The following is a 24,077-nucleotide window of genomic DNA, read 5'->3' as shown; positions in this document are numbered from 1 at the left end:
AAAAAGCGTGACCAAACCGGACACGCTTTTTGAATTTACTAACTAACCTTTATGAATTAACCTTTTGAAATCTCAATGTTAACTTCTTTTCCTTTGATGGTATTGTTTTTCATCACGCTGATTACGTGTTGTGCATCTTTCTGTGGAACGTCTACGAAAGAGAAATTATCGAATATGTCTATTCCTCCGATGCTTCTTCCTGGTACGCCTGTTTCACCTGCTATAGCACCTACGATATCGTTTGGACGAATCCTGTCTTTTTTACCTACATTGATAAAAAGTCTCGCCATTCCTGGCTCTCTTACACCTTTCTCTCTGCTTGGTCTTTCTCTTCTTGGACCTCTATCACCACGATCTGATTTATCTCTTCCTGAGAATCTATCTCCACGCTCTGATCTTCCCTCTGATCTTCCTCTACCTCCAAAGTCACGCTCTCTTCTTCCGCCTCTTTCTCCACCTCTTTCTCTACTTCCGAAGTCTAAGCCAAAGTTTTGGTCTTCCATTTCTTTAAGTGAATCACCAAGGTAAAGTTTAGCCATTCCAAGAGTAACCTGTTCCATGGTAATGCCTTCAGTAAGCATTTGACCAATTACCTCTTCGATAAACTGGTTGTTTTCTTCCTTGCTGATTGCTCTATGGATATCCTTTACTAGAGATGCTTTCTTTAGCTCTATCAAATCACTCACAGAAGGAGGATCCATTTTTGTAATGCTAGTCTTGATGAATTTCTCCAAGTCACGAAGTCTGTAAGTATCTTTTCTACCAGTGATAAAGCTGATAGCCATTCCTGATCTACCTGCTCTACCTGTTCTACCGATTCGGTGAACATAGTTCTCTTCATCAAGTGGAAGGTCATAGTTGAACACTGCTTCTACATCATCTACGTCAATCCCCCTTGCAGCTACGTCTGTAGCAACAAGAACTGTACAAGTACCTTTTCTGAATTTATTCATTACTTTGGTACGTTGTGCTTGAGAAAGGTCTCCGTGAAGTGCTTCTGCTCCTATACCTTTTGACATCAAAGCTTCAGTAACTTCATCTGTAGATCTTTTGGTATTACAGAATACTACACTTAGCTTGAACTGATTGATATCCATCAATCTGGCCATCAATTCTACTCTCAATCCTGGCTTTACTTCATAGTAAGATTGACTTATGTTTTCTACAGTAAGTTCTTTTCTCAATACTTTAACAATCTCTGGATTATCTTGGTATTTTCTTGTAAGATCCAAAATTGGTTTAGGCATAGTGGCGGAGAAGAAGACTGTCTGTCTATCTTCATTCATAGAGCTAAGGATAGTTTCGATATCCTCTCTGAAGCCCATGTCTAGCATTTCGTCTGCCTCATCCAATACGATCATTTTAACTTCAGATAGATTCAATGTTCTTCTATCCATGTGATCCATGATACGTCCAGGTGTTCCTACGACGATTTGAACACCTCTTTTAAGGCTCTTGATCTGTCGATCAATGGATTCACCACCATATATACATGTGCTGGTAACTCCTCTTTTAAATTTTGAAAGTTTCACAATCTCACCTTCTACCTGCACAGCAAGTTCCCTTGTAGGACAAAGGATTAGTGCCTGTGGCTTTCTTGAAGTTGGATCTACCAAATCGATGATAGGAATACCAAAAGAAGCTGTCTTACCAGTGCCTGTTTGGGCCTGTCCGATAACGTCTCTTCCTTCAAGAAGTAATGGGATAGATTGTGCTTGAATTTGGGAAGGTTGGGTATAGCCCATTTCTTCCACCGCCTTTAGGATTTCTTCTGAAATCCCAAGGTCTGAGAATAATAATTCTTGTTCCATGAAATGTTTCCTTACTTTTCTCAACCATGATTTCCTAAGAACCTCCTATTGTAAGCGACAGTAAGGAAACCCACGGCTAGAAAAATGTTATATTTTAATTCGTGTGCAAAGGTATGGGTAATTATTTGGAATTCCTAATCATTCTAGAATGTTTTTGGAATATTCTGAATTTTTACTATTGAATTTTAAAAAATAATTTGGTCATCAAAGGTATTTAGGGGCAATTTCATTAATGAATGCTATGTATTCTTGACTTGCATCTGATTTACTCTTTCCAGCTTGTGCAAGCCATGCATTGTATTTGGCTGCTGCTTTGAAATCAAATCCACCAGGTCTTTCGGTTTCGTTATCGCCTTCTGATGCTTGCTTGTACAGGGCGTAGATTTTCAAAAGCTCTTCATTTGATGGCTTAGAAGTGAATTTTTTGGTTAGTGCGATGGCCTCTTCGATCGTATTAGCTTGCATAGAAAACTCGTTTTATTTGTTTTAGTTTCCAAATATAGGTATTAAACTATTTTCTTGCTACTTCAAAAACCAAAAATCCCCCAACTTTTTCTGTTGGAGGATTTTATGTTCCTTTATTTGGTTGTTGAATTAACCTCTTTTGTTCATAGATACATAATCTCTATCAGTGGCACCAGTGTAGATTTGTCTAGGTCTTCCGATTGGTTCACCATTTTCTCTCATTTCTTTCCACTGTGCAATCCATCCAGGTAGTCTGCCGATAGCAAACATAACGGTGAACATGTCTGTAGGAATTCCAAGTGCTCTGTAGATGATACCTGAGTAGAAGTCTACATTTGGATAGAGATTTCTTTCTACGAAATATTGATCACTCAAAGCAGCCTCTTCAAGTTCTTTTGCAATATCCAATACAGGATCATTTACTCCAAGTTTGGCTAGTACATCATCAGCTGCTTTTTTGATGATTTTCGCTCTTGGGTCAAAGTTTTTGTAAACTCTATGGCCAAAGCCCATCAATCTAAATGGATCATTTTTGTCTTTAGCTTTGTCCAAGAATTTTTTGGTGTCACCACCATCAGCCTTGATTGCTTCAAGCATTTCAATTACTGCTTGATTTGCTCCACCATGAAGTGGACCCCAAAGGGCATTGATTCCAGCAGAGATAGAAGCATAAATAGAAGCTTGTGATGATCCTACGATTCTAACTGTAGATGTAGAGCAGTTTTGCTCATGATCAGCATGAAGAATTAACAATTGATCCAAAGCTTTGGATACTACTGGATCTACATCATAGCGTTCTGCTGGTAGCGCAAACATCATTTTAAGGAAGTTTGAGCAATAATCTAGACTATTGTCTGGATAGTTTACAGGATGCCCAACTTTATTCTTGAATGCCCAAGCTGCAAAAGTAGGCATCTTCGCTAGAAGTCTGATGATGCTGAGATTGACGGCATCTTCATTTCTTGTAGGATCCAGAGATTCAGGATAGAATGCTGTAAGGGAACAAATTAAAGAAGATAATACTCCCATAGGGTGAGAGTTGGAAGGGAAGCCATCAAGTATTTTCTTGATATCTTCGTGTACCAAAGTATGTGTAGTGATTTCTCTGGTGAATTTTTCGTATTCTTTTTGTGTAGGTAATTCGCCGTATATCAAAAGATATGCGACTTCTAAAAATGAAGACTTCTCTGCTAAATCTTCTATCTTATAACCTCTATATTTCAAAATTCCATTTTCTCCATCTAAGTAAGTGATGGCAGAAGTTGTTGAGCCAGTGTTTTTGAACCCTGGGTCAATGGTGATCAAGCCTGATTGCCCTCTCAATTTGGCGATATCTACTGCTTTCTCGTTTTCTGTTCCTTCAATTACTGGGAGATCGTATTCCTTCCCGCCGTATGATAACTTAGCTATTTCGGACATAGATTGATTATTAATAATTAGTTTATTGATTCTAATGTTTTATTAACTGATTTCAGCGCCTTAAGTTAGCAAAAATGAGTGTTATTTACATGTTATTTAAAACCTACGACTTCTTTTAGGCTTAGGTTTTGATAGTAATTGCTTGGACTTAAAGTAAAGAGCTTAAATGAACTTAAGTCCTTTTCGCTGATTCAAGGATTTAAGTTCGTGAAGATAATGAATTTCCAAATTTAGTTTCGAAAAAAAGTTTGAAAATTTCTATATTTTTTTAGCAGAAAAAAAAGCCCCAAAGGGCTTTTAATTACTTACAGAAGTGCTCAAATACTTCCACTAAATGTTCTCCTATCATTTGTGCATTCCTTCCTTCAATGTGATGTCTTTCTATGAAGTGAACCAATTCACCGTCTTTGAAAAAAGCCATTGCAGGTGAAGATGGAGGATATGGAAGGACTACTTCTCTGAATTTATTTACGGCAGATACATCATTTCCAGCAAATGCAGTGGCTAGGTAGGTCGGTTTTACACTACTTTTTTCGAGTGCAAATCTTACACCTGGCCTAGCAGCTCCAGCCGCACATCCACATACTGAATTGATTACCACAAGAGTGGTGCCTTTATGGTCTTTGAGGTGATTGACGACATCTTCGTCAGTTCTGAATTCTTGAAAACCTACATCTGTAAGTTCTGCCCTCATAGGAGCAATTAAATCCTCTGGATACATATTTTAATCGTTTTTTGTATACTTAAAATTATAGAAAACCAAGCTCTAGTTTAGCTGCCTCAGACATCATATCTTGTGAATATGGAGGGTCGAAAGTCAACTCTAGCTCCACATGGTTGATTCCTTGAATTTGTTGAATTTTATCTTTGATTTCACTAGGTATGAATTCTGCTGAGGGACAATTAGGAGACGTCAAAGTCATCAATATGAATACGTTGTTTACTGGGTAAACACTAATTTCATAAATCAGACCTAATTCATATACATCAACAGGAATCTCAGGGTCATAGACTTGTTTGATTGCTGTGATTACTTTTTCTTTTAATTCTTGAGCAGGGATTTCCTGAAGATTGTTCGTTTCAGACATGTTTTGAAATTTTTTAGGAGTTGAGCTTTGCCTGATATCCCAAAGCATAGAGTTTCATTTGCTTAATCATGGCTGCTAGTCCATTGGATCTTTGGGAGCCTATGATATTACCCATTCCGATTCTTTCGATGAAGTGTAACTCAGCCTTGAGGATTTCTTCTGGTGTTCTTCCTGAAAGGATTCTTATCAATAGACTAATCAAGCCTTTGGTAATATCAGTATTTGAATCTGCTAAGAAATTGATTTTACCGTCGTTTTCCCTTGCAGTGAGCCAAACTTTTGATTGACATCCTTTGATGATGTTTTCTTCGGTTTTTTCACTTTCTGGCATATCTGGCAGTTTGGCACCTATTTCCATAATGTAGAAAATGGTAGATTCTCTATCACTTCCCAGAATATCAAATTCTTCAATAATTTCTTCCTGAACCTTATCTATACTCATGATTTGTTTTTCAATTTTGCGATTTTGGCTACTGAAGCTACCAGAGCATCTACTTCTGACTTGGTGTTATAAACAGCGAATGAAGCCCTAACAGTTCCCTCTATGCCAAATCTCTGCATCAAAGGCTGAGTACAATGATGTCCAGTCCTGACGGCGATACCATTGGCATCGAGCATCATGCCAACATCAAAGGGGTGCATGCCATTGATATTGAATGAGATCACTGAAACTTTGTCCTTGGCAGTTCCCACAGGAATGAAGCCATTGATTTTTGAAAGTTCAGCACTAGCGTAGGAGAGGAGTTCATCTTCATGTGCCTTGATAGCTTTTTTGCCTAATTCGTTGATGAATTCCAATGCTTTTCCAAAAGCAATCACATCAGCAATATTGGGCGTGCCAGCCTCAAATTTGAACGGAAGCTCATTGAAGGTCGTTTTTGCAAATGTCACTTCTTTGATCATCTCACCACCTCCTTGGTATGGAGGCATGGCGTCTAGGACTTCTCTTTTGCCATAAAGTATACCAAGTCCGGTAGGACCATAGAGCTTGTGTGCCGAAAGCACAAAGAAGTCGCAGTCCAGTGCTTGAACGTCGATTTCCAAATGGGAACTAGATTGTGCTCCGTCTAGTAGTACTTTTGCACCCACTTGATGGGCTTTGGTGATGATTTTCTCAACTGGGTTGATCGTACCTAGAGCGTTGGAAGCATGGACGATGCTGACTAGCTTTGTTTTTGAACTTAGCAAGTTTTCAAATGCTTCAAAGTCTATTTCACCTGCCTCATTGATAGGGATGATGTTTAGCTTTGCGCCTTTTTCTTCACATAGTATTTGCCAAGGAACGATATTCGAGTGATGCTCAAGCGTGGAAATGATAATTTCATCACCTTGTTCAATGAACTTTTTCCCAAAGCAAGAAGCAACTAAATTGATACCTTCAGTGGTGCCTTTCGTGAATATGATTTCAGCCTCTTCCTTCGCATTGATGAAATCCTTGAGCAAAGTCCTAGTCGATTCATAATACCTCGTAGCACGATCAGCTAAAGTATGAGCACCTCTGTGTATGTTTGAGTTATCCGTATGGTAGTAGTTGCTTAAGGCATCTATTACTTCTTGTGGTTTTTGCGTCGTTGCAGCATTGTCAAAATAGATCAAAGGTTTCCCATTGACTTCTTGATGAAGAATGGGAAATTGTGCTCTTATTTTTTGAATATCTAATGCCATGAATTTTATCAAAATTGAGTTCCTAATCGCTCCTGAACCATTTCGATGCAATATGCTTTGAAAGGCTCATAGGCAATGTGATCAAGAACTTCTCCAGCAAAAGCATATAGCAAAAGTCCGCGTGCTTGATCTTTGCCAATACCCCGTGCTTGGAGATAAAACAATGCCTCTTCATCCAATTGACCTGTGGTACATCCGTGAGAACACTTCACATCATCTGCCCAAATTTCCAGTTGTGGTTTGGTGTTTATGATCGCATCCTCAGAAAGTAGGATGTTGTTGTTTTGCTGAAAGGCATTTGTTTTTTGTGCATCCTGACGAACAAATATCTTACCATTGAATACACCCCTTGATGAATCTGCCAAAATCCCTTTATAAAGCTCGTTGGAGTCTGCATGAGGTTTGGTGTGATCTACATTGGTATGGTTGTCTACGTGAGTTTTGCCATTGAGAAGATATAATCCATACATATTTCCTTCACAACCAGATTCAAGGAGGTTCAAACTCAGGTTGTTTCTCAGCATATCACCACTTAGTTGGGTAGCTACCGTAGTGAATGTAGCTGATCTATGAATGTCAGTTACAAAATTATTGGTTACAATAGCTTGTTTATTTTCATTCTGAAGTCTGTAGTAATGAGCATGCGCATTGGATCCTACTTTTACCTCCGTGACTGTATTAGAAAAGTACGCTGCTTCGTCGAGCGAAATGGTGTTTTCCAATAGCGTGACTTCTGCTTGGTCTTCTACTTCGATAAGGACACGCGCATGTATAGCTTGCCCTTCCTGGGCTTGATTGAAATGAAGGAGAAATATAGGTTTTTGAACCAAGCTGCCTTTTGGTACTTTTAGAAATATTCCATCTTCAAAGAACAGGTTGTTCAGCGCAATAAATGGATCTGCTTCAGGATTGGCGATAGTTCCTAGCAAAGCGCTAGCAGCTTCACTTAAGGTAGAAATGGTATAACCTTCATCAGACACTCTGGATAGAGAAGGTTCAAATCTACCATTGTTGAATACGATAATATCACCTTCAAAATCACTGAACAAAGCTTCGCTGACTTGATCTGCACTTAACTTTACTGATGATGCAGATCTATAATCTTGGATTTGTTGTTCTATTTTTCTGCTGATAGAGGTGAATTTGTATTCTTCTTCTTTGATATGAGGCAAGCCTTCTTGTTCAAGAATCTCCAAACCAGTTTTTCTCAAGTTTGAAAAACTGGAATGAGCAGGTTGAACTTGAAGAAATTGTTGGGTAGCCTTATTTATTTGAATAGTTTTCATTGGTTTGCATTGATTAGGAGATAAAGGGAAAATTATACAGCGGCATCTACCTCTTCTTTGATCCAGTCGTATCCTTTTTCTTCCAATTCTAAGGCTAATTCTTTTGTCCCCGATTTTACAATTCTTCCTTTGTAAAGAACGTGAACATAATCAGGTACAATATAATCTAACAACCTCTGATAGTGAGTGACTACGATAGTTGCATTTTCATTACTTTTTAATTTGTTTACTCCATTTGACACTACACGCAAAGCATCAATGTCAAGTCCAGAATCTGTTTCATCTAGTATTGATAATTTAGGTTCTAGCATAGCCATCTGGAATATTTCATTCCTCTTTTTTTCACCACCAGAAAATCCTTCATTTAGAGCTCGGCTAAGAAGTTTTTGATCGATCTCTACAAGCTTCATTTTCTCTTTCATTTCAGAGAGAAACTTGACAGCATCCAAAGGTTCCAGGCCTCTGTATTCTCTTACTTGATTTACGGCAGTTCTTAGGAAATTTGTTGAGCTAACACCAGGGATTTCTACTGGGTATTGGAATGCCAAAAAGACACCTTCTCTAGCCCTGTCTTCTGGTGCAAGGTCAAGAAGATCTTTACCTAAAAAGTCAACACTTCCATCAGTTACTTCATACTCTTCTCTACCTGCTAATACAGATGCCAAAGTAGATTTACCAGATCCGTTTGGACCCATGATGGCATGAACTTCACCTGGCTTTACTTCTAAGTTGATGCCTCTTAGTATTGGTGTGCCTTCGATAGAGGCATGTAGATTCTTTATTGATAACATAATTGATATGATGATGCTAAGATTTAGCGCAAGTTTTAATTTTATTTAATTCAAGAAAGCAGAAAATTTAGATGAATCTATTTTTCTGCTATGTAGCACTTGATGTATTACTTTTCAATCTCACAGCATTTTGCTCGTAGAGAGTGTGTTAAGATTTGTGTGTTAACGTGAATTTTAACCTACAGATCCTTCCAAAGTCAAAGCCAATAGCTTCTGTGCTTCTACAGCAAACTCCATAGGAAGTTGATTTAAAACTTCTTTTGCATATCCATTGACGATAAGTGCTACCGCATCTTCTGTAGAAATTCCTCTTTGGTTGCAATAGAAGAGTTGATCTTCACCGATCTTAGAGGTTGTAGCTTCGTGTTCAACTTTAGCTGAAGAATTTTGGATATCGATGTATGGGAAAGTATGAGCACCGCATTTGTCGCCCATTAAGAGTGAGTCGCATTGAGAGAAGTTTCTCGCATTGGTGGCTCGTTTCATTACTTGGACTTGGCCTCTATATGAGTTTTGAGATTTTCCTGCTGAGATACCTTTAGATACAATTCTTGACTTGGTATTTTTCCCAATATGAATCATTTTAGTCCCTGTATCTGCTTGCTGGTAGTTGTTGGTTACCGCAACGGAATAAAACTCACCCACTGAGTTGTCACCTTTGAGAATACAAGAAGGATATTTCCAAGTCACAGCAGAACCTGTTTCTACCTGAGTCCAGGAAATTTTTGAATTATCTCCAGCACAGATTCCTCTTTTTGTTACGAAATTATAGATACCTCCTTTGCCATTTTTGTCACCTGGAAACCAGTTTTGAACAGTCGAATATTTTACTTCAGCATTTTTCGCAGCATATATTTCTACTACCGCAGCATGTAGCTGATTTTCATCTCGTTGTGGAGCAGTGCATCCCTCAAGGTAAGATACATATGAACTGTCCTCCGCCACGATCAGTGTTCTCTCAAACTGTCCTGTGTTGGCAGCATTGATTCTGAAATACGTAGAAAGCTCCATTGGGCATCTTACTCCAGCTGGTATATAGCAAAACGAACCATCAGAAAATACAGCTGAGTTAAGCGCTGCATAGTAATTATCCGTCATTGGTACTACAGAACCAAGGTATTGCTTAACCAAATCTGGATGTTCTTTGACAGCTTCAGAGAATGAGCAGAATATAATCCCTAATTTGGAAAGTGTGTCTTTAAAAGTCGTGCCAACAGATACAGAATCTAAGACCGCATCTACTGCGATTCCTTGTAGTTTTTTCTGTTCGTTGAGTGAGATACCTAATCTTTCATAAATTTGAAGCAACTCAGGATCTATTTCATCTAAACTTTTAGGTTTTTTAGATTTCTTAGGAGCTGAATAATATCTTAATGCTTGTAAATCAATCTTTGGGTAGGTGACATTAGCCCATTCTGGCTCAGTCATTTCCGACCAAGTTTTGAATGCTTTGAGCCTCCAATCTAAAAGCCATTGTGGTTCTTCTTTTTTGGCAGAAATCCATTTGATTATTTCTTCATTGAGACCAGGAGGGGCTTCATCCACTTCCATGTCTACAGACCACCCGTGCTCATATTCTTTGGAGGTAAATTCTTCTAATATTTGGTTGTCTTTGCTCATGATGTGAGTTATTTAGACTAATTATATTTTGTTCTGCGAAGATACAACATTTATCTAAAATATATTGTTCAATCAGATTTCAAATATCTATGAAAGATTGATAAAATCAATGGTAATAATCTTATAATGTGTGGGTTGAATAAATTTCCGGGTCAAGAATGAAAAACTTGACCCGGTGATTTTGATTATAAAAAATATTGGAATAATTATAAAAATAATTTATTTAGATTTAATCTAAACTAACGTTGCAAATTCTTATTTGCCAGTTTTGTCAAAAAACTGAATTGGTCGATTGATACTTTCTTCTAGTACGATCAATGTCTCAGTACGATCTATTCCATCCACTTTTTGAATATTATCCAAAACAGTCCTTAAATGATTGGTATCTTTACAAATGATTTTTGCAAAAATGCTATAATTCCCTGTGGTATAATAAGCATTGATAACTTCTGGAATTTGCTTGAGGTTTTCGATGACAGCATCGTAAAGAGAACTTTTTTCTAGATAAATTCCCAAAAATGCCGAAATGTCATAGCCTAATTTTGAAAAATCAATGTTAAGCGTAGCACTTTTGACTATTCCAAGATCTTCCAACTTTCTCATTCTCACATGCACTGTTCCAGAAGAAACGAATACTTTTTTTGCTATTTCTGTGTAGGGAGTTTTAGCATCCTCATTGAGAAGAGAGATGATCTTCAAATCTACATTATCAATATCTAAATTTTTATCCATTATTTTGAGTTTTTATTATTACTATCGTAATGATTATGCCGTTAAATTATGAAATACTTAAAATAATGCAAAATTTATTTTTCAATTTGTAAAATTGATTAAAATGCTTTTATTTTGGCATTTAAGAATTAAGAGTAAATTTAATTTGGCTTTGTCTTAATTGAGTCAAATTTTCATTTGAAATTCCCATTTATGGTTTTTATTTCAAGTGTATAATGTTTGAAAACTTTTAATCTCTAAAGTTATATTTGGGTTTATATTCTGAAAAGGGTCTTGCTGTTGGCAAGACTTTTTTATTTTTTATCACTCGAATCACTGCATCTTCCCAAATCATACTTTGAAATTATGCATTAATAAAGCTCTACCAGATATGAAATAAAAATGTTTAAGAAACATAGCTTTGGTATTGTGATGGTGTGAGATACTTGGTTCTTTTTTCCTAAGAATTTTGGAGAAATTACATTTTCTCGTTTTTACTGTTTCTCTCTTTATATTTTGATCAAATAGCTTTTTTGAGTTGTAAATGTGCAAATGGATATTGAAATTTTATTGGTTTTAAGAGTTTGGGAAATAGTCTCATTTTCTTATGGAATACATTAAATAGCTCATTTCTCAATTAAAGTGCAAAAAACACATTTCAAAATAGAAAAAGATGTATATTTGTGCGTTGTGTATTAACCATTTACGTTTCATGAAATTCATTTTACCTGCTTTGACCACAGTTTTTCTATTGATAACTATAGCTGGTCATGCTGAAAAAAACCTACGTTTTGACAAAAATGACGAAGAGAGGGCTGCTTTAAAAGTAGAGTTGTTGCCTATAGCCAAAAGCAAAACACTTAGAAATTCCTCAAATTTGTTTATTAAAGTTTCAGACTTGAGTGAAGATTTTGGATGCGCTTGGGAGTGGCCTGAAGGTACCTCTGAGCTGATAGATAGCTATATACCTTTTCTTTTCAGGACTAAGGAAAGTGCATTGCTAGACGAAGTAAGTGTATTGTTGAATGTGAACAACAATGGGAAACTTATAGGTTATGAAATGATCACTAAAGTGGACAAGGGAATGGAACAGCGTGTAGGACATATGTTAAGGAAGCTTCCTAAGTGTGATCCTATACCAGGTTATCCTAATTATGATGCAGTAGACTTTGTGTTATTGATCAAAAAGTAAAATAGAATTTTTCACTTGTAGGAAAGAAAAAAATATCTGCAACCAAAGAATTAAATGTTTTCAATTTACTGATAGTAAAAGAATATCAATTGAAGGTAGAAGGATAATTTAAATACTGTTTCATAAAAAAGGAGCCCTTTTGTATATACAAGAGGGTTTTTTTTGTCCCTAAATCCACCATCAACCAAAATTTTTGTAAAGCATTTAGAAGTTTGAACCATCTAAGTATTCCTATGATCCTTGTGACTTCCTAGAACTGAATCAGAATATAATTTTTAGTTTAAAAATTTTAAAAGATAATTGAAATGCCTAATTCTTTTTTTATCTCATTTATTTCCCTTTGGTATAAAAGTAAGTCCTAATCCGCTTTATGTTTTTTTATATTGTATTCAAATTGTGAAAACTATGATATTGAATACAAAACAGTGTCTGTGGATACTATGCTTTTTTGTAGTGTTTGTAGCAAATGCTCAGGAAAAGCGTGCATTGACACATACGGATTACGATGGTTGGGAGTCTTTGTCATCAGACAAAATTTCAAAAGATGGGAAATGGATTGGTTTTGAAATCAATCCTCAAGAAGGAGACGGTAGATTAGAAATAGTTAGCCATCGACCTGGAGATACTCGATTTGTTCTTAATAGAGCCGACAGGTGGTCATTTTCTAATGATAGCAAATTTGCTGTGGGTAGAGTAGTGGCTCAATATGATACAGTACGACACCTCAAGCTTAAGAAGACTAAACCAGATGAAATGCCAAAGGATAGTCTATTTATTTTAGACTTGACTTCAGGATTGGTAGAGAAATTGGCAAAAGTGAAGTCTTTTGCCATGCCAGATAAAGAAGGAAATTGGCTTGCGGTACTTTTTGAAAAGGAAGGAGCAAAGAAGCAGACAAAGCAAACTGAAGGTGATTCTACTCAAATTGAGAAGCCAGAGAAGCCAAAGAAAACAGATGGCACAAAATTGTTGGTAAGATCATTTGATGGAAAGACGGTTTATGAGTATGATCGGGTTAAGTCATATGGTTTTTCTGATAATGGCACCCAATTATTTTACATAAAAGCAGAAGAAGATACTTTGAAAAATGCAGGTGTCTTTATTTTAGATCTTAATACTGGTGTTTCCCAGATTGTAGATATGGGCAAGACTGATTACGTTTCCCCCAAGATTTCTGAGTCAAACAAATACCTTGCATTCTTAGCTACAGAGGATTCATTGAAGGCAAAGAAGCCATATTACGATCTGTACCTTTATGATATTGCGAAGAAAAGCAATCAGAAAATTGTCTCAAAAGATACGCCAGGTATTCTGAAAAATGGCATGATAAGCAAGTCAGGGAGGATTAGCTTTGCACATGATGACAGTAGATTGTTTTTTGGAACTACACATGATTATGTGACTTATGCTTATGAAGATGATACGACCATACTAGATGAAGAGCGTGTCAAATTGGATATTTGGGGTTGGCAAGATGCTGAAATTCAACCTATGCAGTTGAAGAATAAGAGTAGAGAATTGAATAGGAGCTTGTTAGCTACCTATAATCTTAAAGATAAGAAAGTGATTCAACTGGCAGACGATGAGGTGAGTAATGTTATTTATGACACCAAGTCTAAGCATAAATTGGCGTTAGGTTTTGATGACTCAGCATACAGGAGAGCTTACAGTTGGGACACACAAGTCGGTTCTGATATTTACTTGATCAATGTAGAGACTGGAGCAAAAACACTCATTCAAAAGAAGCTCTCTGGAAGACCATCCCTCTCCCCATCTGGTAAATTTGCCTACTGGTATGATAGCTACGATAGTGCTTGGTATGTATATGATGTGGCGAGCAAAGTTTCAAAAAATGTATCAAAAGATCTAGGCGTTTTGGTCTATAATGAGCAGCATGATTCTCCTTCATTACCGGGTAGTTATGGTTCTGCGGGTTGGCTTCTTGAAGACAAGGCATTTTTGGTGTATGACAAATATGATATTTGGAAAATAGACCCAGCAGGAAAAACTGCTCCTCAAAACATCACGAAAGGAGAGGGTAGGACACAAAAGATCGAGTTTAGAAGACAGCGTATAGAAATAGAAGAAGAAGAAGGAATAGATCCGAAATCTCCTTTGATTCTGACTGCATTTCATGAATTCACGAAGCAAAATGGATTTTACAAAGGTGATATCAATGGTTCCAAAGCTCCAGAGGAGATCTTGATGACAGATCATAGGTATATGGGATTGAAAAAAGCTGAAAATTCCGAGGATATTATTTTAAGAAGATCTACCTATCAGCAATATGCAGATGTGTATGCCTCGGACCTATCGATGAATAAGTTAGAGCAAATATCCTTTGCAAATCCTAAGCAGGCAGAAGTGAATTGGGGGTCTGTAGAATTGGTTGATTATTTGGCCAATGATGGCACACCATTACAAGGGTTGTTATTCAAGCCTGAAAACTTCGATTCTAGCAAGAAGTATCCAATGATGGTTTATTTCTATGAAAGGAATTCAGATGGTTTGCATATGTACAGATCGCCTGCACCAAGTGCTTCTACCATCAATATTCCTTATTTTGTGAGCAACGATTACTTAGTTTTTGTTCCAGATATCAAATATGACCTAGGTCTTCCAGGGCCAAGTGCTTATAATTGTATCATTCCTGGGGTACAGTCTATTGTTGCGAGAGGATTTGTGGATGCTGAGAATATGGCCATTCAAGGACAAAGCTGGGGAGGATACCAAGTAGCTTACCTTATTACTAGAACTAATATGTTCAAAGCAGCGGGTGCAGGAGCACCGGTAGTGAACATGACATCTGCCTATGGTGGTATTCGCTGGGGTACAGGGATGAGCAGGATGTTTCAATACGAAAAAACGCAAAGTAGAATAGGGGGGACCCTCTGGGAAAAGCCGCTTTACTATATCGAAAACTCCCCTTTGTTTTTTATGGATAGGGTAAATACGCCGGTTTTGATCATGCATAATGACGAAGATGGGGCAGTTCCATGGTATCAAGGCATAGAAATGTTTATGGCTTTGAAGAGATTGGATAAACCGGCTTGGCTTCTTCAGTATAATGGCGAGGATCATAATCTAGTTCAAAGAAAAAACAGAAAGGATCTTTCGATCAGACTTTCTCAGTTCTTCGACCATTACCTCAAAGGAGCACCTGCTCCACTATGGATGATCGAAGGTCTACCAGCAGTGGAAAAAGGAAGAACATTGAAATATGAATTGGAAGAGGATAAATAATCTTGTTGAGAAGCATAATTAGAAACTTATCACATTAAATTCACAAATTAGATTTCAAGCTTGATTTCCTCTTTAGAATACAATGAGTTTGTAAAAACAAGAGAAAGTTAAGCTTGAAGTTTTTCAATAAGTGTGAAAAAAACAGTTTTTCATAGAATTAATTTTTCAAATGAAAAGATACTACCACACATTTTTGCAAAATGCATATATTAATAAGTTGAAAAACTTATATTTGAGCCTCTCAAACAAAATTAAACCCCAATTAATCAAACTCAGCGTATGTTATTAGAACCTTTAGACCTTATAGTATTTATCGGCTACTGTTGCCTTATCATAGGCATGGGGCTTTTTGTCTCTCGTGAGAAGAAAGGTCACGTTAAAAATTCACAAGATTACTTCTTAGCATCCAAAGCTTTACCATGGTGGGCAGTGGGTGCTTCATTGATCGCTTCGAATATTTCAGCGGAGCAGTTCATAGGAATGTCTGGTTCAGGCTTTGCGCTTGGATTGGCTATATCAACTTATGAATGGATGGCAGCGATTACCCTTATCGTGGTCGCTATTTTCTTTTTACCAGTATATATCAAAAAAGGAATCTATACCATGCCAGGCTTCCTTTTGGATAGATATGATACTAGAGTAAGGACAACTATGGCTATATTTTGGCTTGCACTTTATGTGTTTGTCAATCTTACTTCGGTTTTATATCTTGGTGCCTTGAGCCTTAATACGATTCTAAATTTAGATATGACCTATGGTATTATAGGTTTGGCTTTATTTGCGATGATATATTCCATCTATGGAGGTCTTAAAGCCGTTGCTTGGACAGATGTAGTTCAAGTTTTCTTTTTGATAGCAGGTGGACTGGCTACCACATACATTGCACTTTCTATGGTAGGAGAGGGTAGTGCTTGGGAGGGTCTGGGTATGCTGAGAAGAGAAGTTCCAGGGCACTTTTCCATGATTTTATCAAGGGGAGAAATGATGGCGCCAGATGGCCAAGGAGGAGTTAGAGATGCTTATTTAGATTTACCAGGTATCAGTGTATTGGTAGGAGGGATGTGGATCACAAACTTGTCCTATTGGGGATTCAACCAATACATTACCCAAAGAGCTTTGGCTGCAAAAAGCTTAGATGAAGCACAAAAAGGGATGATTTTTGCAGGTTTCTTGAAGCTTTTGATGCCACTCATCGTTGTGATTCCAGGTATTGCAGCATTGGTGATAGTAAATAATGGCATAGATGCTGGATTTGTTGAGTCTATGAAAGATCCTGTGACTGGTATTATCAAGTCAGATAGAGCATACCCTACACTTCTACAATTACTTCCGGTGGGATTGAAAGGACTGGCATTTGCTGCATTGACAGCGGCAATTATTTCTTCTCTTGCCTCTATGGCTAATAGTACATCGACTATTTTCACCATGGACATTTACAAAAAATACTTCGGTAAAGATGCCTCTGAGTCAAAACAAGTAAAAGTAGGTAGGATTACAGCCGTAGTAGCCTTTATCATAGCTGCGGTCATAGCTCCTGCCCTAGGACAATTAGATCAAGCTTTTCAATTCATACAAGAATATACAGGTTTTGTTTCCCCTGGTGTATTTGCCATTTTCTTCTTTGGCGTATTCTGGAAAAAAACCACATCGAATGCAGCACTTACAGGTGCAGCATTGAGTATTCCGCTTTCTGTAGTGTTGAAAGAATTTTGGCCTTCTCTTCCATTCCTTGATAGAATGGGTGTAGTATTCTTGGTACTAGCTGCTTTGATGATCATCATCAGCTTAGTAGAAGGAAAAGGAAAAGATCATCCTAATAGCATTGATGTAAGTGGAGATATGTTCAAAACAAGTGCTGGATTCAAGGTAGGTGCATTTATTATCACCTTGATTACAGCTGCATTATACATTGTATTCTGGTAAAATCAGCTTTGATAGGAAGTTAATGGCATTTATTAAAAATTCTATTTATTCTTATTAAAGTTAAAATTGAGATAAGACTTTGTTCTTATAACTTACAAACCCTCAAGATTTTCATGTTTTCTGTGAAATTTTGAGGGTTTTTTTATGGAATGGCTTGAAAGTTGCGATGGAATACAAAAGCAAATATTTTTCATTTTGCCAAAACAATTAATCACCTTTTACCACAAAACGATTATGCCAATAATAGGAGAAATTATCAAAAGATCTGTTGAGACTGTAGATAGAATTTTTACCAATCCAGACCCGAAAGAAGCACAGCAAAAAGTTTTAGAAAACCTGTTGTCTAAGGCAAAAAATACAGCATTCGGAAAGTACTATCAGTTCGAAAACATGCTTAAATCAACAGACATCAGAGCTTCCTTTGCTGCCGAGGTGCCATTTTTCAATTATGATCAACTTCGCGAGGAATGGTGGCAAAAGGTAATAGATGGAGGCGAAGATGTCACTTGGCCTGGTAAGGTGAAGTATTTTGCTGTATCCAGTGGGACGACATCGACCAAAAAGCACATACCAGTAACCGAAGAAATGCTACAGTCTATAAGAAGGGCGGGAATGCAACAGATCAAGGGTATTGCTGATTTTGATCTTCCAGCAACTTTTTTTGAAAAGGAGATACTCATGTTTGGTAGTAGTACCAATTTGAAAGAAGTAAATGGGCACCTAGAGGGAGAGATTAGTGGAATTAGTGCAAGTCAAATTCCTTATTGGTTTGAAGGATTCTATCGACCAGGCAAAGATATTTCAGCCATAGATGATTGGGATGAACGTGTGGAGGCTTTGGCACGAGAGTCTGGGAATTGGGATATAGGAGCTATTTCTGGGATTCCTTCTTGGATAGAGCTTATGCTCAAGCGTGTGATTGCGCATCATAATGCAGAGACAATACATGATGTGTGGCCAAATTTTCAGGTGTATACATCAGGGGGTGTGGCATTTGAGCCATATAGAAAGTCTTTTGAAAAGCTTTGTGGAAAAGAAATCACTGTGATTGATACATACCTCGCTTCTGAAGGTTATTTGGCAACACAGCTGCGAAAAGAGACAGATGCTATGGCGTTGATCACTGATAATGGTGTTTATTTTGAATTTGTACATTTCACACCTGAAAATATGAATGAAGACGGAAGCATCAATCCAGAAGCCAAGGTAGAGAACATAGAAAATGTGGAGGAGGGGAAAGATTATGTGTTACTGATCAGTACAGTGTCTGGGGCATGGAGATATATGATTGGTGATACGATTACTTTTACAGATAAAGAGCGTGCAGAGATAAAGATCACTGGGAGGACTAAACACTTCTTGAATGTCGTTGGCTCTCATTTGTCAGTAATTCAGATGAATCAAGCCATGGAAAAGCTTAGCGAGGAGTTTGACTGTCAGATTAAAGAGTTTACAGTGGCAGCGGTAGAGGAGGATGATGAGTATAGACACAGATGGTACTTGGGAGTAGATTGTGAGAAGTCTTTGGATGAAAATCAGATCGCAGAGCGACTAGATGATCTACTCAAGGAGAATAACAAAAACTACAAAGTAGCCAGAGGTAAGGCACTGAAGCATATAGAGGTCAGAATAGTGACTGACGAAATGTTCAGAAAGTGGACGGAAGACACCAAGCAAAAGGGAGGTCAGGTAAAGGTACCTCGTGTGATGAAAGCGGAAGATTTTAAAGAGTGGGAAGCCTATGTATCTGAACACTGAGGTTAGTCAGCCACGGATTTGTTTTCCATAAGATACATGATCTCTTCTGGCGGGAGATAGAGCTTTTTGATTTTTTCTATATACGCCTCTGGCATACCTGCCTGATGAAGTATAAAATCCTTGGTGGCTAAGATGTAGTCGCCAAGGCCATGATCTACAGCGTAGGTATCGGCTACTCTTTCTGCCGATATGATGAAGGACTTAGAGGTCAAATATCCAATTCCAAAAAGTATCATTGACCAATTACTTCTATTAAGGTAGTCGGATATGTGTCCAAGTTCATGGCCAATCCATCCTATAAGTACATCTTCGGGAAGGTCTTCTATGGGCATGGTGACACCCTTGAGGGTAAAGCACCTACTGATATTGATGAGATAGGTTCGGTTTTTTCTTCTACCAAACATGGTAGTGAACTTTGGTTGAGCTTGCATGACAGATTTTCTAATGTTTTCATTGAATCGAAATTCAATAGTAACATCTGCCAAGTCAGGATAAAAATCAAGGGTTTTGATGATCACATGCTTAAGTTCATCAGGCATGCTATTTTGTATGTATTTGGTCTCTGTGATTTTCATATCTTCTTAGATTTAATTTTAATAACTATGAACTGGGTTCAATGTTAATCTTAATTTCATACTCCGAAATTTTCAAATTGACTGTTACTAATTTTTTTTAATAATGTTCTGATGTTCAATTAAGTGAATTCAAAATTCTTGGAACATCCATTTTATCCTGACATTACTTAATATAGTTTTTGTTTTAAACATCATAATTTATTCCATATAGCGGTCCTATTCCTTATGAATTAGCTACTTAGACAATAATTCACTTTCTTTAGACAATAATTAACGAATCTGAACTTTGTTCTGACGTTATTTGAAGACAATGAACATTAAACCCACCTTATTCTTTTTCTTACTATTAAGTTTTGGACAAAACCTACTTGCCCAACAGGATAACTATATCATCAAAAGTCTTACCATAGAAGGCGGACTATCAAATAATCATGTCACATCTGTTTTGGAGGATTCCAAAGGATTCATTTGGGTTGCGACTTATGATGGGTTGAACAGGTGGAATGGATATGGATTTGAAATTTTCAAGAAGGACAGTAATGACCCGAATTCTATTTCTGGCAATTTCATTTACAGCCTCGCTGAAGATAGAAAAGGAAATATTTGGATAGGTACCAATAATGCTGGTTTGGTAAGGTACAATTTGGCTGAAGATAGATTTTACAGATATTATACAGAACCAGGGAGTGAAAATTCTATACCGGGGAACATTATCCGATGTCTAAAGGTAGACTTAAACGGGAATGTTTGGATTGGGACTAACTATGGTTTGGCTAAATATCAGTCAGGTACTGATGACTTCAAACGCTATTCTTTTCCCACTGGTATGTCCAACGATTTGGTGCTAGATACCAGAAGAATCATTGATTCAAATTCCATAGAAATTATCGTTCAAAATAGTTTAGGGATTTTTACATTGAACACAGAAAATGATCTTGTTAATAAATTAAGTTTGAAGGTAAAAGGTTTTGATGATTTGAAAATTAGTCACACCAGTCCTATATTTTTTGATAGCTATGAGAATCTTTGGATAGCAAGCTCGAAAGGATTGATCAAAAGAGACTCTGCTGGGAGTGTTGAGGTTTTTGAAAACCAGCCAAATAATCCGAGGAGCTTAAGCAGCAATTCCATTTCACAGATTTTTGAAGATAGTAAAAAGAACCTTTGGATAGGTACGACAAACAAGGGGTTGAACCTATATGATAGATTGCAAGGTGAGTTTGTGGTTTTTCGTGAAAGTAATATTTTGGATAATGATATAAGCAATGATATCATTACTCATATTACAGAGGATTCGCATTCAAACCTTTGGGTAGCTACTCAAGAAGGAGGAGTGAATGTGTTGAGTAAAAATCAAAGCCCTTTTATGTTTTTTAGTCACAATCATCAAGACAAGTTCTCTTTGAGTAGTAATAAAATTGGTTCAATTTGGGAAGATAAAAATGGCATAGTTTGGATAGGAACCAAGGAAGGAGGAATAAACAAGTACAGCCAATCTACAAATACCTTCGATAGGTATCACCTCAACACACCAGCTCATGCATCTAGCGTATTAGGCATTGTCTGTGCGGATTCAGAAAAGCTTTTTGCAGCGGGATGGGATATGGGGTTGTATAGTTTTGATAAAAGAAATGGTCGCTTTGAAGATCTCATGAAAGGTCGAGGGGCTGGTGTCAAGTCTTTGTCTACTAATGTAAAAGGCCTTCTAAGAGATTCAAAAGGCAATGTATGGTTGGCTACTCATGAAAAGAAGGGGATTACAGTGTATGATGCAAAATCTGATCAGTTTTATAATGCTGACAATGTCGGAGACTTTGATCCGATTTTGTTAGGAGTAGAATATGCGGTTTCTTTTATGGAAGACAGTAAGGGTAGACTATGGATAGTGACTTATGCTGGAATATACATGTATGATCACAAAGTCCATAATATCAAGCATGTGGAAAACAATTCTGAAACTTTAAGTTCAAATTATTGCTTTGATATCATGGAGGATTCCAAGGGCAATATTTGGGTTGGAAGTGCAGGAGGGATAGATCAGATTTTTGTAAAGGATGATGGTCTTGTAGCCAAAAGATGGAATGATGTAGAAGATCTACCTATCAATATCAAAGGGCTACTGGAAGATGATAGAGGGGATTTTTGGTTGAGTTCCAATCAAGGTTTGACAAAATGGAGTCACCAAAATAGTCAGATAAAGCATTACAGGATCAATAAAGAGATTCCAAACCAAGAGTTTTATGAACGATCCAGGCTAAAATCCAAAGCTGGCGAATTGTACTTTGGGGGAATTCATGGTTTGCTGAAATTTCATCCAGATAGCTTGATTGATCAGGAGAATAGTCCTAGAGTATACGTAGTGGATTTCCAGCTCTTCAATAAATCACAAAAAGTTGGAATGGAAGATTCTCCGATCAAGAAATCGATCATAGAAACAAACTTTATTGAGCTATCGCATGATCAGTCGGTAATGACTTTTGAGTTTGCAGGTCTAGATTTTAGACCTTTCCAAAGGCTAGAGTATGCATACAAAATGGAAGGCTTTGATGAAGAGTGGTATTTCGTTGGCGAAAAAAGGTTTGCTACTTACACCAACTTACCTTCAGGTAGCTATACATTCAAGGTTCAGTTGGCTGAAGGGTCTGAGTTGAAGGATTCTGGAGTAGCTATCGAAATACTTATACATCCACCGTTTTGGTTGACCCCTTGGGCTTATTTTGCTTATTTCTGTTTCATTATTGCTGTTTTTTATTTTTTTAGAAAAAGTATACTATATCGAGCTCAATTGAGGAATGAGCTAAAACTTGAAAAGATTCAAATCAAAAATGTTACTGAAACAAATTTGATGAAATTGAGATTTTTCACCAACGTTTCACATGAATTCCGAACACCTTTGACACTGATAAAAGCTCCTATTGAAAAGCTAAAATCAGAAAACACTTTAGGTGATGAAGAAAAGCAATATCACTTTGATTTAATTCAAAGAAATACTGATAAACTACTTAAACTGGTAGATCAGCTCATGGATTATCGAAAAATGGAAGCAGGAAGCCTTGTTCTGGAAACATCTCAAGGAGATATTGTTGCATTTGCCAATAAAGTGTGGGCAATATTTGAGGTATTAGCCGCAAAGAAGCATATTACTTATACTTTTGAGTCTAAAGTTCAGAAAATTCACATGACTTTTGATGCAGATAAATTAGATAAAATCATAAGTAATTTACTATCTAACGCTTTTAAAAATACCAAGGAACATGGACACATTACACTCATTGTAGATTTGCTAGAAGTAGAGAATGAATCAGAAAAGTTAGTTTCGATTTCGGTAAAAGATAATGGTGTTGGTATTCCAAAGAAAGACTTGAAGCGTATTTTTGAAAGGTTCTATAGTGCACAGCAAAATGAAGAGGATGCATCAAGCGGTACAGGCATTGGGTTGGCACTTTCACAAGAGTTGGCAGAATTACACAATGGCAAGATCACAGTGACTTCAAAGAAAGGAGAAGGGTCAGTGTTTTCTCTTCTGATTCCACTGAATGTTCAAAGTGTATCACAAAAACCAACAAATAAGGTCGATGTAATTCAAGAGTATAAGCAAGAGCATGATGCCAATGTCCATAACTTAAAGAAAACCTCACTTTCTCGTATACTCGTATTGGAAGATGATACTGAACTAGCTGAATTCATTGCCAATGAGCTTAAAGATTCATATGAAGTCCTACTTGCAAAGAATGGAGTTGAAGGTCTGCGAATGGCAACATTGGATATGCCTCAACTTATCATAAGTGATATCACTATGCCAGAAATGGATGGATTGGAATTTTGTAAAAAAATTAAAGAGGACGAGTTGACTAGTCACATTCCTGTGATACTACTTACAGCTCGGTATGCTCAGGATGTAAAGCTTGAGGGGTTGAAGTCAGGAGCAGATGATTATATTGTCAAACCTTTCAACCTAGAAATCCTCAAGTCCAGGGTTTCGAATCTCTTGAATTCCAGAAAAGAACTTGCTAAAAAATTCAGAGAAAGTCAAAGTTTTGAGTTTGACGCTAATTCTATTGAAGATAGTGATGGGAAACTGATTCAATCAATTATTGATATCATTTTGCAGAACATTGAGCAGGAAAAAATCAATGCAGATTTTATTGCAGAGCGAGTTAACATGAGCAGATCTTTGGTGTATTTGAAAGTAGAAGCTTTGACTGGCCAGTCTGTCAATGAGTTTGTAAGAAATATTAGGTTAAAGAAGTCAATGCAGCTTTTAAAAGAAAGCTCAAAGAATATTACTGAAATTGCGTATGCTGTTGGATTCAGCAGTCAATCATATTTTTCAAGATCTTTTGTCAAGCAATTTGGTATTTCTCCAAAAGAATATAAAAACAAACAAGGGTAAACAGGATAAATCTGAATTGTATTTTTGATTAGTAACTATTTTTCTCAATTCAACCCCTTGCATTTGATCTTAAATTACTCTTAATGAGGTGTTTAAAATGTTTAGGACAATAATGAATTAAATTTAAACAATATTGA

Annotated in this window: 17 protein-coding genes; 5 read left to right on the top strand and 12 right to left on the bottom strand. The window is 37.0% G+C overall.

The window, feature by feature from the left end; translation table 11 throughout:
- Positions 1-56: 56 nt before the first annotated feature.
- The 11 genes from MM214_RS16075 to MM214_RS16025 form a co-directional block, all read right to left on the bottom strand.
- Entirely contained in the window at positions 57-1,811 is a 1,755-nt protein-coding gene (locus MM214_RS16075; protein ID WP_241296969.1) for a DEAD/DEAH box helicase, read from the bottom strand.
- A 204-nt stretch (positions 1,812-2,015) separates the two neighbouring features.
- Positions 2,016-2,276 carry an acyl-CoA-binding protein gene (locus MM214_RS16070; RefSeq protein ID WP_241296967.1) on the bottom strand — a complete coding sequence of 87 codons (261 nt, stop codon included), beginning with the start codon at positions 2,274-2,276 and terminating at the stop codon, positions 2,016-2,018.
- Between the two features lie 129 nt (positions 2,277-2,405).
- Positions 2,406-3,695 carry a citrate synthase gene (locus MM214_RS16065; protein WP_241296963.1) on the bottom strand — a complete coding sequence of 430 codons (1,290 nt, stop codon included), beginning with the start codon at positions 3,693-3,695 and terminating at the stop codon, positions 2,406-2,408.
- 301 nt (positions 3,696-3,996) lie between these two features.
- Positions 3,997-4,416, bottom strand: a complete 420-nt coding sequence (locus MM214_RS16060; protein ID WP_241296961.1) for a BrxA/BrxB family bacilliredoxin — start codon at positions 4,414-4,416, stop codon at positions 3,997-3,999.
- Positions 4,417-4,444: 28 nt separating this feature from the next.
- Positions 4,445-4,783: a DUF59 domain-containing protein gene (locus tag MM214_RS16055; protein ID WP_241296959.1), complete on the bottom strand. Its 339-nt coding sequence runs from the start codon at positions 4,781-4,783 to the stop codon at positions 4,445-4,447.
- A 13-nt stretch (positions 4,784-4,796) separates the two neighbouring features.
- Complete coding sequence (locus MM214_RS16050; RefSeq protein WP_241296957.1) at positions 4,797-5,225, bottom strand: SufE family protein; 429 nt, start codon at positions 5,223-5,225, stop codon at positions 4,797-4,799.
- Positions 5,222-6,448, bottom strand: coding sequence for a cysteine desulfurase (locus MM214_RS16045; RefSeq protein ID WP_241296955.1), 1,227 nt, complete (start codon positions 6,446-6,448; stop codon positions 5,222-5,224). Before MM214_RS16045 ends, MM214_RS16050 begins: the two co-directional genes overlap by 4 nt.
- Positions 6,449-6,456: 8 nt before the next feature.
- Positions 6,457-7,734: a Fe-S cluster assembly protein SufD gene (gene sufD, locus MM214_RS16040; RefSeq protein WP_241296953.1), complete on the bottom strand. Its 1,278-nt coding sequence runs from the start codon at positions 7,732-7,734 to the stop codon at positions 6,457-6,459.
- A 32-nt stretch (positions 7,735-7,766) separates the two neighbouring features.
- Positions 7,767-8,525: a Fe-S cluster assembly ATPase SufC gene (gene sufC / locus MM214_RS16035; RefSeq protein WP_241296951.1), complete on the bottom strand. Its 759-nt coding sequence runs from the start codon at positions 8,523-8,525 to the stop codon at positions 7,767-7,769.
- A gap of 174 nt (positions 8,526-8,699) precedes the next feature.
- A complete protein-coding gene (gene sufB / locus MM214_RS16030; RefSeq protein WP_241296949.1) occupies positions 8,700-10,145 on the bottom strand; it encodes a Fe-S cluster assembly protein SufB in 1,446 nt (481 codons plus the stop codon).
- A 255-nt stretch (positions 10,146-10,400) separates the two neighbouring features.
- On the bottom strand, positions 10,401-10,877 hold the full coding sequence (locus MM214_RS16025) for an Lrp/AsnC ligand binding domain-containing protein (protein WP_241296947.1): 477 nt from the start codon (positions 10,875-10,877) through the stop codon (positions 10,401-10,403).
- Between the two features lie 691 nt (positions 10,878-11,568).
- Here MM214_RS16025 and MM214_RS16020 point away from each other — a divergent pair.
- The 4 genes from MM214_RS16020 to MM214_RS16005 all read left to right on the top strand — a co-directional run bounded on the left by MM214_RS16020 (position 11,569) and on the right by MM214_RS16005 (position 18,972).
- Positions 11,569-12,048, top strand: a complete 480-nt coding sequence (locus MM214_RS16020) for a hypothetical protein (protein ID WP_241296946.1) — start codon at positions 11,569-11,571, stop codon at positions 12,046-12,048.
- A gap of 405 nt (positions 12,049-12,453) precedes the next feature.
- Positions 12,454-15,291 (top strand): S9 family peptidase, encoded by a 2,838-nt coding sequence (locus MM214_RS16015; RefSeq protein WP_241296945.1) that lies wholly within the window; start codon positions 12,454-12,456, stop codon positions 15,289-15,291.
- 279 nt (positions 15,292-15,570) lie between these two features.
- Positions 15,571-17,214 carry a sodium/sugar symporter gene (locus tag MM214_RS16010; protein ID WP_241296944.1) on the top strand — a complete coding sequence of 548 codons (1,644 nt, stop codon included), beginning with the start codon at positions 15,571-15,573 and terminating at the stop codon, positions 17,212-17,214.
- Positions 17,215-17,448: 234 nt separating this feature from the next.
- A complete protein-coding gene (locus MM214_RS16005; RefSeq protein ID WP_241296942.1) occupies positions 17,449-18,972 on the top strand; it encodes a GH3 family domain-containing protein in 1,524 nt (507 codons plus the stop codon).
- A gap of 2 nt (positions 18,973-18,974) precedes the next feature.
- Here MM214_RS16005 and MM214_RS16000 read toward each other — a convergent pair whose 3' ends face one another.
- On the bottom strand, positions 18,975-19,547 hold the full coding sequence (locus MM214_RS16000; protein ID WP_241296941.1) for a hypothetical protein: 573 nt from the start codon (positions 19,545-19,547) through the stop codon (positions 18,975-18,977).
- Positions 19,548-19,857: 310 nt separating this feature from the next.
- Here MM214_RS16000 and MM214_RS15995 point away from each other — a divergent pair, with 310 nt between their 5' ends.
- Positions 19,858-23,940, top strand: a complete 4,083-nt coding sequence (locus tag MM214_RS15995; RefSeq protein ID WP_241296940.1) for a hybrid sensor histidine kinase/response regulator transcription factor — start codon at positions 19,858-19,860, stop codon at positions 23,938-23,940.
- Positions 23,941-24,077: the final 137 nt, after the last annotated feature.

It is taken from the genome of Belliella kenyensis (assembly GCF_022549675.1).
Taxonomy (GTDB): Bacteria; Bacteroidota; Bacteroidia; order Cytophagales; family Cyclobacteriaceae; genus Belliella; species Belliella kenyensis.
The sequence above is the reverse complement of the archived record's forward strand: the minus strand, read 5'-3'. Positions and strand labels throughout refer to the sequence as shown.

What these genes read in the sequence shown, in the direction of transcription:
- MM214_RS16075 (WP_241296969.1), bottom strand. Translation starts at nt 1,811, where the DNA reads ATGGAACAAGAATTATTATTCTCAGACCTTGGGATTTCAGAAGAAATC.
- MM214_RS16070 (WP_241296967.1), bottom strand. Translation starts at nt 2,276, where the DNA reads ATGCAAGCTAATACGATCGAAGAGGCCATCGCACTAACCAAAAAATTC.
- MM214_RS16065 (WP_241296963.1), bottom strand. Translation starts at nt 3,695, where the DNA reads ATGTCCGAAATAGCTAAGTTATCATACGGCGGGAAGGAATACGATCTC.
- MM214_RS16060 (WP_241296961.1), bottom strand. Translation starts at nt 4,416, where the DNA reads ATGTATCCAGAGGATTTAATTGCTCCTATGAGGGCAGAACTTACAGAT.
- MM214_RS16055 (WP_241296959.1), bottom strand. Translation starts at nt 4,783, where the DNA reads ATGTCTGAAACGAACAATCTTCAGGAAATCCCTGCTCAAGAATTAAAA.
- MM214_RS16050 (WP_241296957.1), bottom strand. Translation starts at nt 5,225, where the DNA reads ATGAGTATAGATAAGGTTCAGGAAGAAATTATTGAAGAATTTGATATT.
- MM214_RS16045 (WP_241296955.1), bottom strand. Translation starts at nt 6,448, where the DNA reads ATGGCATTAGATATTCAAAAAATAAGAGCACAATTTCCCATTCTTCAT.
- sufD (WP_241296953.1), bottom strand. Translation starts at nt 7,734, where the DNA reads ATGAAAACTATTCAAATAAATAAGGCTACCCAACAATTTCTTCAAGTT.
- sufC (WP_241296951.1), bottom strand. Translation starts at nt 8,525, where the DNA reads ATGTTATCAATAAAGAATCTACATGCCTCTATCGAAGGCACACCAATA.
- sufB (WP_241296949.1), bottom strand. Translation starts at nt 10,145, where the DNA reads ATGAGCAAAGACAACCAAATATTAGAAGAATTTACCTCCAAAGAATAT.
- MM214_RS16025 (WP_241296947.1), bottom strand. Translation starts at nt 10,877, where the DNA reads ATGGATAAAAATTTAGATATTGATAATGTAGATTTGAAGATCATCTCT.
- MM214_RS16020 (WP_241296946.1), top strand. Translation starts at nt 11,569, where the DNA reads ATGAAATTCATTTTACCTGCTTTGACCACAGTTTTTCTATTGATAACT.
- MM214_RS16015 (WP_241296945.1), top strand. Translation starts at nt 12,454, where the DNA reads ATGATATTGAATACAAAACAGTGTCTGTGGATACTATGCTTTTTTGTA.
- MM214_RS16010 (WP_241296944.1), top strand. Translation starts at nt 15,571, where the DNA reads ATGTTATTAGAACCTTTAGACCTTATAGTATTTATCGGCTACTGTTGC.
- MM214_RS16005 (WP_241296942.1), top strand. Translation starts at nt 17,449, where the DNA reads ATGCCAATAATAGGAGAAATTATCAAAAGATCTGTTGAGACTGTAGAT.
- MM214_RS16000 (WP_241296941.1), bottom strand. Translation starts at nt 19,547, where the DNA reads ATGAAAATCACAGAGACCAAATACATACAAAATAGCATGCCTGATGAA.
- MM214_RS15995 (WP_241296940.1), top strand. Translation starts at nt 19,858, where the DNA reads ATGAACATTAAACCCACCTTATTCTTTTTCTTACTATTAAGTTTTGGA.